Here is a 13,896-nt window from a genome sequence, read left to right as displayed (position 1 = left end):
AAAAAACTGAGTTTGAATTTGTCAAGTACTGGCCGTCGACCGAAGATCGGGCATTCGTGCCTACTGCAGCATCTGACACTTTGGGCTCTCCGCCGACATCGACCCAACGCTGCGCCCCATCAGCCTGACCGTAGTCGATACACCCTCAAACCAAACGCTCGCCAAATAAGCCAATCGCGCGCCAATTGATATTCAGCTAACCAACCACCCCTTTCCCAAATCCACCTCCTCTCCCACCAAACTCTTGCCTCAGTTGCCGAGAGCGCCAAATCTACAACCATGGCAACCGAAACCGAGTTCTCCTTCGCGGCACTTCCCCCTCCGGCGCGGCGGCACATCCGGGTGTTTCAGATCCACCAGGTTCTGGATCGTTTTGCGATGGGGCTCACCGTTGCGGTTGTCGCTCTGGCGCTGACGGACCGCGGCATGGATCTCTTCCAGATTTCGCTGCTCTTTGGGGTCTACTCACTCACAACCATGACGATGGAGCTTCCCTTTGGCGGCTTGGCCGACACCATCGGGCGCAAGCCGGTGTTTCTGGCCGCCGTCCTTGCCAGCGTGACCTCCCTCGCCCTCTTTCTCTCCACCAGCGATTTCTATGTGCTCGCGCTTTCCTTTGCCTTCATCGGCTTCGGGCGCGCCCTGCGATCCGGCACGCTTGATGCTTGGTTTGTCGAAACCTTCAAAGCCGCCGCACCAAATGTCGATGTGCAACCCGCGCTCGCCAAGGCGCAATGGGCCAACGCCATGGGCCTGGCCATGGGCGCCGTTCTGGGCGGCCTCTTGCCGGATCTCTTTGGCGCGACGGCCGAGCGCATGGGGCTCAGCGCCTATGATGTATCTTATTTGGCAAGCTTGTCCGTGATGCTGGGTGTGTTCGTCTACACCCTAATCTTCATCGCCGAAGCGCCGCGCCCGCTAAACGCACAAGCTCTGAAACAGGGCTTTACAACGGTCCCTCTAGTGATCAAAGACGCGGGCCTTCTCGCCCTAAAACACCCCGCGCTGTCGCTCCTTCTAGCCGCTCTCGCGTTTTTCCTCATGGCGACCAATCCGGTTGAGGTGCTCTGGCCAACCCACGCCAGGCCCATGCTGCAGGAAACCCACGCCAACACCATCATCGGCATTGTGACCGCCACCTATTTCTTCTCCATCGCCTTTGGCGCATCGCTCTCTCCGCACATCAACCAGATCTTCAAGCGACAGCACGCAAAGACACTTGCAGCGGCATTTGCCTGTTTGGCAGGCGTTCAGATCGCATTGGCCCTGCAAGGCGGCATCATCGGCTTCGTGGCGGTGTTCATCCTCTATTCCGTGATCCTCGGCGTGTCTGAAACACCCGCCAGCAGCATTCTGCACAGCTGCGTGCAGGACACCCAACGCTCCACAATGCTGTCGCTGAAATCCCTGATGCAGCAGCTCGGCGGGGCGTTGGGCCTGATCCTCGCGGGCGCGGCGGCGGAGGCCTATGCCACACCCGTCGCGTGGATAGGCGGTGCGGTATTTCTTCTCATCGCAGCCGCATTGGTCGCCGTGTTGGGCAAACGCCTATCCGCGAGCCATAGCAACTAGCCGCGCTAACGGCTCACCAGCGCCCAAAAACCACTCACAAAGCATAAGCCCTCCCCTTCACGCCCGTGAAATGAGTGACAGCGCGACCGCGCGCGCCTACCGTGCCCTCAAACCACAGGAGACGCACATGGACCTCGCCCACATCCTCGCCTTCAACATCGCGCTGGCCGCGGCCATCGCCAGCCCCGGCCCGGCCTTTCTGGTCTCTGTGAAAACCACCCTCACCGCAGGCCGCCGCGCGGGCCTTGCCGTAGGCGCAGGGCTCGGCCTCGTCGCCGCTCTCTGGACACTCGCCGCGCTGATGGGGCTGGAAATCGTCTTCACCGCCTTCCCATGGGCCTATGTCGCCGTGAAAACACTTGGCGCGCTGTATCTGCTCTACATCGCCTATAGCATGTGGAAAGGCGCACAGGAGCCGCTCGCGCCTTCAGAGGTCAAACCCGCCCGCCATGCCTTTCTGCAAGGGCTGATGATCAATCTGATGAACCCGAAATCCGTGCTCTTTGCCGCTGCGGTCCTCGTGGTGATCTTCCCACCCAACATGACGCTGGCACAAAAGGGCGCGATCTTTGCCAACCACCTGATCATCGAGCTGATCTTCTACAGCCTTCTGGCCTTTGGCATGAGCACCACCACCGCCCGCAACGCCTACCTGCGCGCCAAAACCCACCTCGACCGCGCGGCCGCATTGGTCCTCAGCGCGCTGGGTCTGCGGCTGCTGTTTGGCCGGTAACGCCCGATGGCCAACGCACTTGTCCCTGAATTCGCAGTGACCAACTGTGCCAAGTCCAAAGCCTTTTATTGCGAACTCTTGGGCTTTGATTGCGTCTATGACCGTCCAGAAGAGGGGTTTGCCTACCTCAAACTTGGCGAGGCTGAACTGATGCTGGATCAGATAGACCTCGGGCGCAGTTTTGATGAAGGTCATCTCCCCACAGAATATCCCTTCGGGCGCGGCCTGAACGTACAGATAGAAGTGCCGTAGGTCGCCCCACTCCTGGCCAATCTGAACTCTGCCAACCATCCGCTGCACCTGCCGCTGGAAGAGAAATGGTACCGCATTGGGGAAACAGAAGCTGGCAACCTTCAATTCGTCGTCGCTGATCCGGATGGTTACTTGCTACATTTCTTCAAAGATCTGGGCCATCGCGCACTGACCTAACCCAGCTAAAACAAAAAAGGCGGCACAAAGGCCGCCTTCACTCGATCAATTGTGTCGTTGGACCTCAGCCCCCCGCAATCATCTGGCGCAGCGCATCCGGGCTCAGCACCGTGCCCACAGAGACATTCTGCCCACCCATTGCGGCCTTGGCAGAGACCACAGACACCAAAGCGGGCGATCGGCCGTTTCGGCTCAGCGCGAGGATCGGCGCACCTGAGGCACCGGAGTTCACCTCACAGTTCATCACCAGAGTCTTGTCCTGACGCGCAAGCACGCGGCAAGGGAATTCCATGATCGGATCATTGCGGTTGGTGATCGTGTAACTCACCACACCCAGCAGGTCTCCGTCCGCGAGGTTCATGCCGTATTTAATTGGCATCACTGAATTTTTTGAGATCGGCCGCGTCAGTTTCAGCACCGCCAGATCAAAGCCGAGCTGCGCACTGCCCTTGCGGCGGTGTACGTAATTTGGATGCACCGTGGCGCGTGCAACCTTGCCAATTGCCTTGGCCTGACCGCCCTTCAGCCCCGCCTGAAACTCCACCGAAGAATCTGACACACGCTTGCCGCTGCGTGGATCATACAAACAATGGGCAGCCGTCAGCACCGTATCCGGAGCAATCAATGCGCCTGTACACATGGCCTTGCCTGCCACCACCAAGCGCCCCACGGCACTTTCCCCTGGCAGGCTCTGACCAAGCCGATTGTTCCCCATTTCCCCCAGCGCCACCGATGGCAGCAGCGCTGCCAGAATGGCGAAAACTTTGATGCTCCGCATGGAACCTCCATTGACCGATGTCCCATCTGAACAACGGATCAGGGCAGCAATCGGGCAGAACCGAAGCCATTTGCAGTTCCGATTAATACAACTTTCATCATTTTTGCTCAAAAGTTATCTGTATCTGGCCTCCCAAAGGGCGCGGTGAGCCCTTTTTCTTATGGAAAAACCCTCCACGGGCCACAGGCTCAGGGGCGCTACGTCGCCGCCACATTCTGGCCCTGAATCTTACTCAAGCCTTGCAACTAGGTAAAATTCAGCCCATCTCTGCGCCCACGCGCAGACCAATCGAACAGGCCTTTCATGTCCGCTGACACCACTCTGACCGGATTCGTTCCTTCCGTTGACACGCAACGCGCCTATCGCAATGCGCTCAGCAACTTTGCAACCGGCGTGACCGTGATCACCACCAAGACAGCCAACGGCGCGATTGGTATGACCGCCAACTCCTTTGCCTCCGTGTCGCTGGACCCGGCGCTGGTGCTCTGGTCGCTGGCCAAAGACTCCCTGCGTTATGCACAATTTGCCCCGGCCGCCCATTTTACCATCCACGTGCTGCGCGCAGACCAGAAAGATCTGGCGATTGCCTTTTCCAAACGGGGCGATGCCTTTGATCTCATTGATCATGAGGTGAATGCCGACGGCGTCATTTGTCTGCACGACTGTCTGGCCCGGTTTGAATGCGCCACCGATGCGGTTCATCCCGCAGGCGATCACGACATTATGGTGGGCCGCGTCCTGCGCGCTGCGATTGGCGAAGGCACACCTCTGGTCTTTGCGCAGCGGGATTTCGGCAGCTTCGCACCAGAAGCCTAACCCTCATAAATGCTTAGTTAATTTGCAACGGAGCGTTGCAAGAACCGCAAAGCGGGTTTCTCGTTTTGCGGGTCCGCTTTTTATTGCCAAAACAACCCCACCCCCCATATGACAGCCACAAGGACGTGCATCGCAACATCTAGGCTCGGAGTATGCCGTGGATCTTTCAGCCCCCCATCACAAGAACAGCTTTGACGATATGCTGGAGGCCACCGCGCCTCTGGCCCCCATTGTAACCGCTGTTGTTCACCCCGTTGATGCAGCCTCTCTGGAGGGCGCATTGGCCGCTCTGGAAAAAGGCCTGATCACCCCACTTCTGGTGGGCCCAGAGGACCGCATCAAAGCCGCTGCCCAAGAGCATGCGCTTGATATCTCCGCTTGCGAGATCATTGACGCCCCCCACAGCCATGACAGCGCCGAAACAGCGGTGCGCCTTGTCCGCGAAGGTCGCGCGCAGGCCATCATGAAAGGCGCGCTGCACACCGATGAGGTCATGAGCGCCGTTGTCCATAAAACCCACGGTCTGCGCACCGAGCGCCGCATGAGCCATGTGTTCGTGCTTGATGTGCCCGCCTACCCCAAGCCGCTGATGATCACCGACGCCGCGATCAACATCTTCCCCGATCTCATGGCCAAAGCCGACATCGTGCAAAACGCCATCGGACTGGCACAAGCCATCGGGGTCGACACCCCCAAAGTGGCCATCCTTTCCGCGCTGGAAACCATCTACCCCAAGATCCCGTCGACGGTTGAGGCCGCCGCGCTATGCAAAATGGCGGATCGTGGTCAGATCACCGGCGGTGTGCTGGATGGCCCGCTGGCCTTTGACAACGCCATCTCCCGCCGCGCTGCAGACGCCAAAGGCATCAAATCGGAGGTCCCCGGAGACGCCGACATTCTCGTCGCGCCCGACCTTGAGGCCGGCAATATGATCGCCAAACAGCTGATGTATCTCGCAGGGGCCGACAGCGCGGGCATCGTTCTGGGCGCGCGTGTGCCAATCATGCTCACCTCCCGCGCGGACGGCACGCTCTCCCGCCTCGTGTCCGCCGCCCTGGCGCAGCTCATGGTGCACCACAGCCTCGGAAAGGATCTGATGTGAGCGCCCAAGACTCCTATCTCGTTCTGAACGCAGGCTCCTCCTCGATCAAATACGCGGTCTATGACACCGAGCTTGCGGTACAACTGTCCGGTCAGGTTGATCGCATTGGCATGGGGCCGCAATATCACGGCGGCGCAAGCGAAATTGATCTGCCCGTCGCCGAAGACGCGACCCACGCCGAAATTCTCGACTGGCTGCTGGCCCACATCATGGGGCTGGAAAAGGGCTTCAAGATCATAGGTGCGGGTCACAGGGTTGTGCACGGCGGTCGAGAATTTGCCGCCCCCGCCCGTGTGACCGACGAGGTGATAGAGAAGCTGCGCACGCTGGCTCCGCTCGCTCCGGGGCATCAGCCCCACAACCTCGCAGGCATTGAGGCCGTCGCCCGCCGCTGGCCCAACATCCCGCAGGTGGCCTGCTTTGACACCGCCTTTCACCGCACTCAGCCCCGCATCGCACAGCTCTTTGCGATCCCGCGCGCGCTGTCTGATGACGGTGTGCTGCGCTACGGCTTTCACGGGCTCAGCTACCACTACATCTCCACCCAGTTGCCACACCATCTGGACACGCCCAACGGCAAGGTGATTGTCGCCCATCTGGGCAACGGCGCCTCCATGTGCGCTATGCAGGATATGAAAAGTGTCGCCACCACAATGGGATACACCGCCCTTGATGGGCTGGTGATGGGCCGCCGCTGCGGTGAGCTCGACCCCGGCGTGATCTTTCACATGATGCGTGACCGCGGCATGAGCGTGGCCGAAATCGAAGCCACGCTGGGCACCAAATCCGGTCTCTTCGGGGTCTCCGGTCTCAGCTCTGACATGCGCGATCTCTTGGCCTCAGACAGCCCTGCCGCGGCTGAGGCGGTGGAGCTCTTTGTCTATCAGGCCTGCAAGAAGATCGGCGCGCTGGCCGCCACCCTTGGCGGGCTTGACGCCATTGTCTTCACCGGCGGCATTGGCGAGAACGCAGCCCCCATACGTGCCCGTATTCTGCAGGGCTGCGCATGGCTTGGGGCGGATCTGGATGCTGAGGCCAACACCTCCGGCGCGAGCCGCATCACGACCAAATCCAGCCGCCTCGCCGCCCATGTCATCGCGACAGATGAAGAAGGCATCATCGCAGGCGAAACCCAGCGCCTGGTCGCCGCTTAAATCCCGCCCCGGACCAACGGTGCGTCAAGCACCGCCGGGGCAGCATCCCCCCCATCAGCGGGGGGACTGGCCTCTTCAGAGATCAATCTCCACAACACCGCCCGCCTCTTTGGCACGGCTCTGACACAGGATCACCGAAGTCTCCCGCTGTTTGTTGGAGAGCACAAAATCCCGGTGCTCCACATCCCCAGAAATCAGCCCGCATTTGCACACCCCGCAAATGCCATCGGCGCATTTCACATCCACATGCACACCGTTTTCAAGCAGCACATCAGTGGCGATTTTATCCGCCGGAACAAACAGTTCCCGCCCATCCTTCAACTTTAACTTAAAGTCGAAATTCTCATACTCCGGCTGCTCAGGCACGTTAAAGTATTCCAGATGCCGCGCCTCTTCGGGGAAGCCCTGCCGCTCTGCCGCCGCCATGACCCCTTCCATGTAGCGGTCCGGCCCGCAGGTATAGACATGCCAGCCTTCCTGATACCCACCAAGGATCGCGTCCAGATCCGCGCGCGTGCCTTTGTCAGAGAAATGGAAAACCACTTTGTCGGCCCAGGGCATCGCCTTCAGATCGTCGATATAGCCCGCGCCCTCCTCTCGGCTGGCTGAGTAATGCAGCGCAAAGTCGCGTCCCAGATCATGCAAACGGTGCGCAAAAGCAATCATCGGCGTGATCCCGATGCCGCCGCCCATCAGGAAGCTCTTTGTCGCCTCCTCAACCAGCTCAAAGTGGTTGATCGGTTTGGAGACAAACACCTTGCGCCCTTCGCGGAAAATCCGGTGCAGAAGCGCACTGCCCCCGCGCCCTTCGTCTTCGCGCAACACGCCAATCTGGTATTTGGAGCGATCCTTCGGGTCACCCGACATGCTGTACTGGCGCAGAAACTCCGGCGCGACCAGCACATCCAGATGCCCGCCCGCCGTCCATTCCGGCAATGGCGCGCCATCCAGCGACTGAAACTCATATTTGGTCACATCCGCCGTCATCGGCTCGACCTGAGAAATCTGCACCTGCACCACCGGCGCATCCGCCGCATCCGGCACCACATAGCGGTCAATCACCGAGGTATCCCCCGCCGCCAGACGCAGCTTGTATTCATCTGCAGAGACCATCGCCTCATAGGCTTTGATCCCGGCTTCCCGATCCATCGGGAAAGGATACGGCCACGGATGGGGCGCCAAGGCCGCCGGATAGACCGCCAGCGTCTGATCCTCATATTTCAGGTCCAGATCTTTCTGCAGATCGCGGCGGTTGAGCGGATGTTTGGATGGCCGGTACGCGCCATCCTCTTCCAGCTCAATATCCCACCACCATTTCTTGACGTCATTCAGCCCGCCATTGCCCACCGCATCATCTAGCTTGGCCAAAGGCTTGGCAAGGGTTGGGAAATTGCTTGCTGCCCAGCGGAACGGCGCTTCGGAAAACAGCCCTTCAAGGTTCCACGGGCAGGTCTTCATACAGCGCCCGCACATCGAACCACCCGGTGTGGTGATCCGGTAGGTGGCGCATTTCTGACTGTCCGACTTCCAGATCTCATAGCCGTTGAACATCAGCTTCGGACCAGCCGTAATCGCACCAGAGGGACACTCCCGCGCGCATTTGTTGCAGTTCTCACAGAAGTTCTGCAGGCCAAAATCAATAGGCAGATCATGGCTCATCGGCATGTCGGTGGTGACCGCACCGGATTTCAGACGCGGCCCCAGATAGGGGTTCAGGATCACCTCACCGATCCGGCTCACTTCGCCAAGCCCCGAGAGCAGCAACAGCGGCGGTTGCAGCACCTCACCATCCATCACCGTATGGGCCTTGGCCTTATACCCCAGATTGCGGATTTGCTGCGCGATCACGCCGCCCAGCAGGGAAAACCGCAGATAGGCCCGCATGGATTGCGCCACGCTGATCCAGTCATCGCCGGACGCCCCTTCCATGGTCTCGTAGCCCTGATCAATGATCATGCTGATGGCGTTGTCATGGCTCGGCACAATGGGTGCTCCGGTTGCGTCATGCGAGTACCACGCCCATTCCGGGCATCGGCTCAGCCCCACCGCATCAACCCCAAGGAAATAGGTCGCCGCTTTCAGGTTCGCCGCGTTACGCTCTGAATCTGTTGGCTTTTTGACCTCAGCACTCGCGCCATCCTGCAGCAGTACAAAGGCCCCAAGCGCGCGTCTCTGGGCAAAGCTCGGCGCGGATTTGCGCACGTAGTAGCCGCCCTTCGCCGAATCCTGCAGGGTCTTGCCCATGTCCCCGAACTGGGCCCGCGCAAACATATCCGCCCGCTTGGGCACACGCGCCACATTGGCCTCATCAACATAGGTGGTCGGGGTCTCCACCCGCTTCAGCCGTTCAAACGGATGCGCCCCTTTGACGTAATCGCGGTTGCGGTACGGGTCTTGGTTGAGCGCAGATTTCGCTGATCCGGTGCCCAGCCACCACGCTGGCCCCTGTGTCTGCGCCCAAGGCTGCGCGCGCATCGGGGCCAGCGCCCCGTCATGGGCCAGCGCCATATCCGTGGTGATCACCGCCAGCCCATAGCGGGTGCCCAGCCAGGGTGCGATCAACTCACCATTCTCCAGCGCCAGCAAGCCCGCCGCCACAGCGACGCGCCCCAGATCCACATCGGTGGAGGTCGCGGTGTGGGCCTTTGCGTCAAAGCCCAAAAGCCGGATGTAATTGGCAATCACCACCGCCACTTCGGTGGCCCGCAGACAGGCGCGATGGTCCTGCGCATCCAAAATCCAGTCACTTCCCGGTTCACCGCGCTCAGGATCACGATGGTGCTCGATCAGAAACACAATCGCGTTCTCATGGGTCTCAATGCTGCTGGGCGGCGCTTCCATACTGTCCTTGAGATCCGCCATAATGACGTCGATCCCCGCCGCCAAAGACTTGATCTGCCGCGTGCGCAACGCCTCAGAGAGCCGGTCAATATCCGGATTGCGCCGTGGGGTAGACAGCCGCGCCGCAGCGGGCAGCGGGCCCACGCCCACCATCGAGGCATCATTGAAATAGCCAAAAGATTTCAGATGATTGGAGCGCTCAATTGGATCATCCGGAATGCCGGACTGCACCGGATTGACCAGCCCGTCCCGCAGGGCATCCAGCATCGCCTGAAACTCGCCCATCGCGTTGACGATGCTCTCTGGCCGCTCCGGCCGGTGAAAGCTCAGATCGCGATCCCGTGGCATCCCCGCCACCTCAGGCATCGCGCCGCGCACCAATCGCTCCAGCGGATAGGGGCCACGATGCACCGGCCGCGCCTTATCCGAAAAAAACTTGATCCCCATCTGCTCCCCATATCAGGCCATTCGGCCTGCCCTTCTTGGCTGGCTTAAATGCTTGCGCTCCGGATAAGCCTCAGCTTTTTGTAACTTTCAACGCCAGTCGGATCGGCGCGAGCCCGTCGATCCCACCTGTAATCACCTGCCCGGCTGTCACCGGCCCCACACCGGCGGGCGTGCCTGTCAGGATCACATCCCCGGCGGTCAGGTGATAATAACGCGACAGATGCATGACGATCTCTGTGGGTGACCAGACCATCTCGCTCAGATCGGCGGCCTGACGGGTCTCCCCGTCCACCTCCAGATGGATCGCCTGCGCTGCTAGCGCGCCAAACTCCGCGGCTTTTGTCAGCGGCGCAAAAACTGCGGAGCCTTCCACATCTTTGCCAAGCGACCACGGCCTGCGGTTGTCCTTGCCATCCTGCTGCCGGTCCCGCCGCGTCATGTCCAGCGCACAGCCATAGGCATAGATCGCCGCCGCAGCCTCCGCCTCGGTGGCTTCAAACACTGAGGCCCCCAGCACAAAGGCCAACTCCATCTCGTGATGATAATTCTCGGTGCCCGGAGGAAAATCCACCTCCGCCCCGCTCAACACCGCATGGGCCACGGATTTGGTGAAGTACCACGGCGCCTCACGGTCCACCTCCCCGCCCATCTCCGCCGCATGGGCCGCATAGTTTCGCCCCACACAGAAGATACGGCGCACCGGATAGCCCAGCGCCTCGCCCGCAACAGGGAGCGCAAACACCTCCGGTGCCTCAAACAGATAATCTGACATGAAAAATCCCTCCCACGGTGCGTGCGCCAGAATGCGTGAAAAGCTGCATCCCACAGTCATAATGTCATCGCATCGGCGTGCAAAGCAGTCTGAACACTTGTTCAGAGTCAAGGTTTATTTACCGTTGACGCCCTCAACCAAAAGGGTCAAATATCAACAAACCAAAGCAAACACAGTCACTTAGTGAGAATGACCCGAAGGAAATTTCTTACTACTAATAAATTAGTTGACTAAAAATTCCTCTTTTGACAACGTAAGGCATCCGGCTTTCTGCAGCCGGGGATACAACCAATCGGGAGGAAAAGATGCGGAAGTATCTTATCTCCGCCGTTGCGGCTTCTGCCGTGATTGCGGGTACACAATCGCTTTACGCCGACGAAGCGGCAGCCAAGCGCTGGATCGATGCCGAATTCCAGCCGTCTTCGCTGAGCAAAGACGAGCAGATGAGCGAAATGCAGTGGTTCATCTCTGCTTCACAGCCCTACGCGGGCATGGAAATCAACGTGCTGTCGGAAGGCATTCCGACCCACGGCTATGAAGCCGAAGTTCTGACCAAGGCTTTTGAAGAAATCACCGGCATCAAAGTCAACCACCAGATCCTCGGCGAGGGCGAAGTGGTTCAGGCGGTGCAAACCCAGATGCAGACCAAGCGGAACCTCTATGACGGCTACGTCAATGACTCCGACCTGATCGGTACGCACTCCCGTCTGCAACTGGCCTACAACCTGACCGACATGATGGCGGGTGACTGGGCGGCGACCACCTCGCCCACCCTCGATCTGGATGACTTCATGGGCACCCAGTTCACCACCGGCCCGGATGGCGACCTTTACCAGCTGCCAGACCAGCAGTTTGCCAACCTCTACTGGTTCCGCAAAGACTGGTTTGACCGCGCAGACCTGCAAGAGCAGTTCAAAGCCAAATACGGCTATGACCTCGGCGTGCCTGTAAACTGGTCCGCTTATGAAGACATCGCAGAGTTCTTCTCCAAAGACGTGAAGAACATCGACGGCGTCGACATCTACGGTCACATGGACTACGGCAAACGCGCACCAGACCTTGGCTGGCGTATGACCGACGCATGGCTATCCATGGCGGGCGCAGGCTCCAAGGGTGAACCAAACGGTGTGCCAATCGACGAATGGGGCATCCGCATGGAAGCCGGTTCCTGTAACCCAGCCGGTGCATCCGTCACCCGCGGTGGTGCAGCAAACGGTCCAGCAGCAGTCTACGCGATCCGCAAATGGGACGAATGGCTGCGCAACTATGCCCCTCCCGGTGCGGCGTCTTACGACTTCTACCAGTCTCTGCCAGCTCTGGCACAAGGCAACGTGGCCCAGCAGATCTTCTGGTACACCGCCTTTACCGCAGACATGGTGAAGCCGCAGTCTGAAGGCAACAACACCGTGGACGCCGAAGGCAACCCACTGTGGCGCATGGCACCAAGCCCACACGGCCCTTACTGGGAAAAAGGCCAGAAGGTTGGCTATCAGGACGTTGGCTCCTGGACCTTCCTGAAGTCCACCCCAGCAGACCGCGCACAGGCGGCATGGCTCTATGCTCAGTTTGTGACCTCCAAAACGGTTGACGTTAAGAAATCCCACGTGGGTCTGACCTTCACCCGCGACAGCTCTGTGAACCACGAAAGTTTCACCGAGCGTGCCCCGAAACTGGGTGGTCTGGTAGAATTCTACCGCTCCCCTGATCGTGTGGCATGGTCCCCAACCGGCGTGAACGTGCCTGACTATCCGAAGCTGGCCCAAATCTGGTGGCAGCAGATCGGTGACGTGAACTCCGGCGCCTTCACTCCACAGGAAGCGATGGACCGTCTGGCCGAAGAAATGGACATCACCATGGCCCGCATGCAGCGTGCTGATGAGGCCCAGAATGTCTATGGCGGCTGTGGTCCTCGCCTCAATGAGGAGAAAGACGCAGAGTGGTGGTTCGCCAACGGCGGTGCAAAACCAAAGCTGGACAACGAAAAACCACAGGGCGAGACCGTCAACTATGACGATCTGGTTGCCCGCTGGAACAAGAACTAACTGTTCCTCCTGACCTGACACTCCCCGTGTTCATGGTCAAACCGGCCGGGGCTTACCCTTCAAGCCCCGGCCACCTTACCAACACTCCCCTCCTCCATTGCCCCATCTGTTTGGGTACGCTCCACAAGGATCAAAGGTGCATCCATGGCACTTGAACTAAAGAACATTTCCAAGGTCGTGCAGGGTGTGACACACATCAAGCCAACGACCCTGACGTTGAGAAAAGGCCATTTCAACGTTCTGCTGGGTGAAACCGGCGCTGGCAAAACTTCCCTGATCAAGATGATGGCCGGGCTTGACCCGATCGCCTCCGGCCAGATCATCATGGAGGGCGAAGACGTCACCGCGCTGACCACCCAGAAACGCAAGATCAGCCTCGTGCACCAGTTCTTCGTGAACTACCCGCATATGACGGTGTTTGAAAACATCGCCTCCCCGCTGAAAGTGGCGGGCATGGCCAAATCCGAGATCGAAGACCGCGTGGCCGAGGCCGCCGATATTCTTCAGCTTGGCCCCATGCTGCACCGTCGCCCGCATGAGCTGTCCGGTGGCCAGCAACAACGCTGTGCGCTGGCGCGTGCCATTGCCAAGGAAAGCCGCGCAGTGTTTCTGGATGAGCCGCTGGCCAACCTTGACTACAAACTGCGCGAAGAGCTGCGCGAGCAGCTGCCAGAGCTTTTTGCCGGTCGCGGCGCTGTGGTGGTCTATGCCACATCCGAGCCCGAAGAGGCGCTCCTGCTGGGCGGGGAAACCGCGCTGATGGTGGATGGCAATGTCTCCCAGTTCGGCACCACCGCCGACATCTACCGCGCTCCGGCCTCCCTCACGGCGGCCCGCATCTTCTCTGATCCGCCGATCAACCACGCGCCGGTCACCAAGCGCGGCGACGCCATGCATCTTGGCGCGCTGAGCTGGACCGCCACCGGTGAGGCCGCAGGTCTCAAAGATGGCGACTACATCATGGCTGTGCGCCCGCACCACGTGCTGCCCCATGCCCATGACGGCTCCGATGTGGCTCTGAAAGGCCATGTGGGCGTGACCGAACTCTCCGGTTCCGAAAGCTCGGCCCACTTTGACTTTGACGGCAACAGCTGGGTCAGCCTCGCCCATGGCACTCACCCCTACCGGATTGGCGAAGAGCATGACTTCTTCCTTGATCCGACCACCTGTTTTTACTTCGCGCCCGATGGCGCCCGCGTCGGCTGAGGGC

The 13,896-nt window shown here is 59.8% G+C and carries 11 protein-coding genes; 8 read left to right on the top strand and 3 right to left on the bottom strand.

All coding sequences use genetic code 11. The features are described 5' to 3' along the window. Positions 1 to 279 precede the first annotated feature (279 nt). The 3 genes from J7399_RS11285 (at position 280) to J7399_RS20960 (ending at position 2,557) form a co-directional block, all read left to right on the top strand. Complete coding sequence (locus tag J7399_RS11285) at positions 280 to 1,572, top strand: MFS transporter (protein WP_209086200.1); 1,293 nt, start codon at positions 280 to 282, stop codon at positions 1,570 to 1,572. A 127-nt stretch (positions 1,573 to 1,699) separates the two neighbouring features. Then, positions 1,700 to 2,305 carry a LysE family transporter gene (locus J7399_RS11280; protein WP_209086198.1) on the top strand — a complete coding sequence of 202 codons (606 nt, stop codon included), beginning with the start codon at positions 1,700 to 1,702 and terminating at the stop codon, positions 2,303 to 2,305. Between the two features lie 6 nt (positions 2,306 to 2,311). Continuing rightward, positions 2,312 to 2,557: a VOC family protein gene (locus tag J7399_RS20960; protein ID WP_247742865.1), complete on the top strand. Its 246-nt coding sequence runs from the start codon at positions 2,312 to 2,314 to the stop codon at positions 2,555 to 2,557. Between the two features lie 241 nt (positions 2,558 to 2,798). Here J7399_RS20960 and J7399_RS11270 read toward each other — a convergent pair whose 3' ends face one another. Next, entirely contained in the window at positions 2,799 to 3,512 is a 714-nt protein-coding gene (locus J7399_RS11270) for a S1 family peptidase (protein WP_247738718.1), read from the bottom strand. Positions 3,513 to 3,815: 303 nt separating this feature from the next. Here J7399_RS11270 and J7399_RS11265 point away from each other — a divergent pair, with 303 nt between their 5' ends. The 3 genes from J7399_RS11265 to J7399_RS11255 all read left to right on the top strand — a co-directional run bounded on the left by J7399_RS11265 (position 3,816) and on the right by J7399_RS11255 (position 6,584). Further along, the gene (locus J7399_RS11265; RefSeq protein WP_209086196.1) at positions 3,816 to 4,328 is read left to right on the top strand and encodes a flavin reductase family protein; all 513 of its coding nucleotides are present in this window, start codon (positions 3,816 to 3,818) and stop codon (positions 4,326 to 4,328) included. Positions 4,329 to 4,485: 157 nt separating this feature from the next. Next, positions 4,486 to 5,430 carry a bifunctional enoyl-CoA hydratase/phosphate acetyltransferase gene (locus tag J7399_RS11260; protein WP_348539458.1) on the top strand — a complete coding sequence of 315 codons (945 nt, stop codon included), beginning with the start codon at positions 4,486 to 4,488 and terminating at the stop codon, positions 5,428 to 5,430. Beyond that, a complete protein-coding gene (locus J7399_RS11255; RefSeq protein WP_209086193.1) occupies positions 5,427 to 6,584 on the top strand; it encodes an acetate/propionate family kinase in 1,158 nt (385 codons plus the stop codon). The genes J7399_RS11260 and J7399_RS11255 overlap by 4 nt, the downstream gene beginning before the upstream one ends. 75 nt (positions 6,585 to 6,659) lie before the next feature. On the opposite strand, the gene J7399_RS11250 is transcribed toward J7399_RS11255, so the two are convergent. Then, a complete protein-coding gene (locus tag J7399_RS11250; protein ID WP_209086191.1) occupies positions 6,660 to 9,872 on the bottom strand; it encodes a reductive dehalogenase domain-containing protein in 3,213 nt (1,070 codons plus the stop codon). A 70-nt stretch (positions 9,873 to 9,942) separates the two neighbouring features. Further along, a complete protein-coding gene (locus tag J7399_RS11245; protein WP_209086189.1) occupies positions 9,943 to 10,644 on the bottom strand; it encodes a fumarylacetoacetate hydrolase family protein in 702 nt (233 codons plus the stop codon). Positions 10,645 to 10,949: 305 nt separating this feature from the next. On the opposite strand from J7399_RS11245, the gene J7399_RS11240 reads away from it, so the two are divergent. Continuing rightward, on the top strand, positions 10,950 to 12,686 hold the full coding sequence (locus J7399_RS11240) for an ABC transporter substrate-binding protein (RefSeq protein WP_209062161.1): 1,737 nt from the start codon (positions 10,950 to 10,952) through the stop codon (positions 12,684 to 12,686). A gap of 144 nt (positions 12,687 to 12,830) precedes the next feature. Continuing rightward, positions 12,831 to 13,892: an ABC transporter ATP-binding protein gene (locus J7399_RS11235; protein ID WP_209086187.1), complete on the top strand. Its 1,062-nt coding sequence runs from the start codon at positions 12,831 to 12,833 to the stop codon at positions 13,890 to 13,892. Positions 13,893 to 13,896: the final 4 nt, after the last annotated feature.

Origin of the sequence: Shimia sp. R9_1 (genome assembly GCF_017743775.1) — a bacterium.
Classification (GTDB): Bacteria; Pseudomonadota; Alphaproteobacteria; order Rhodobacterales; family Rhodobacteraceae; genus Shimia.
The sequence above is the reverse complement of the archived record's forward strand: the minus strand, read 5'-3'. Positions and strand labels throughout refer to the sequence as shown.

Excerpts from the sequence above, each read along its gene's own strand:
- J7399_RS11235 (WP_209086187.1), top strand. The coding sequence starts at position 12,831 with ATGGCACTTGAACTAAAGAACATTTCCAAGGTCGTGCAGGGTGTGACA.
- J7399_RS11270 (WP_247738718.1), bottom strand. The coding sequence starts at position 3,512 with ATGCGGAGCATCAAAGTTTTCGCCATTCTGGCAGCGCTGCTGCCATCG.
- J7399_RS11280 (WP_209086198.1), top strand. The coding sequence starts at position 1,700 with ATGGACCTCGCCCACATCCTCGCCTTCAACATCGCGCTGGCCGCGGCC.
- J7399_RS11265 (WP_209086196.1), top strand. The coding sequence starts at position 3,816 with ATGTCCGCTGACACCACTCTGACCGGATTCGTTCCTTCCGTTGACACG.
- J7399_RS11250 (WP_209086191.1), bottom strand. The coding sequence starts at position 9,872 with ATGGGGATCAAGTTTTTTTCGGATAAGGCGCGGCCGGTGCATCGTGGC.
- J7399_RS11240 (WP_209062161.1), top strand. The coding sequence starts at position 10,950 with ATGCGGAAGTATCTTATCTCCGCCGTTGCGGCTTCTGCCGTGATTGCG.
- J7399_RS20960 (WP_247742865.1), top strand. The coding sequence starts at position 2,312 with ATGGCCAACGCACTTGTCCCTGAATTCGCAGTGACCAACTGTGCCAAG.
- J7399_RS11285 (WP_209086200.1), top strand. The coding sequence starts at position 280 with ATGGCAACCGAAACCGAGTTCTCCTTCGCGGCACTTCCCCCTCCGGCG.
- J7399_RS11245 (WP_209086189.1), bottom strand. The coding sequence starts at position 10,644 with ATGTCAGATTATCTGTTTGAGGCACCGGAGGTGTTTGCGCTCCCTGTT.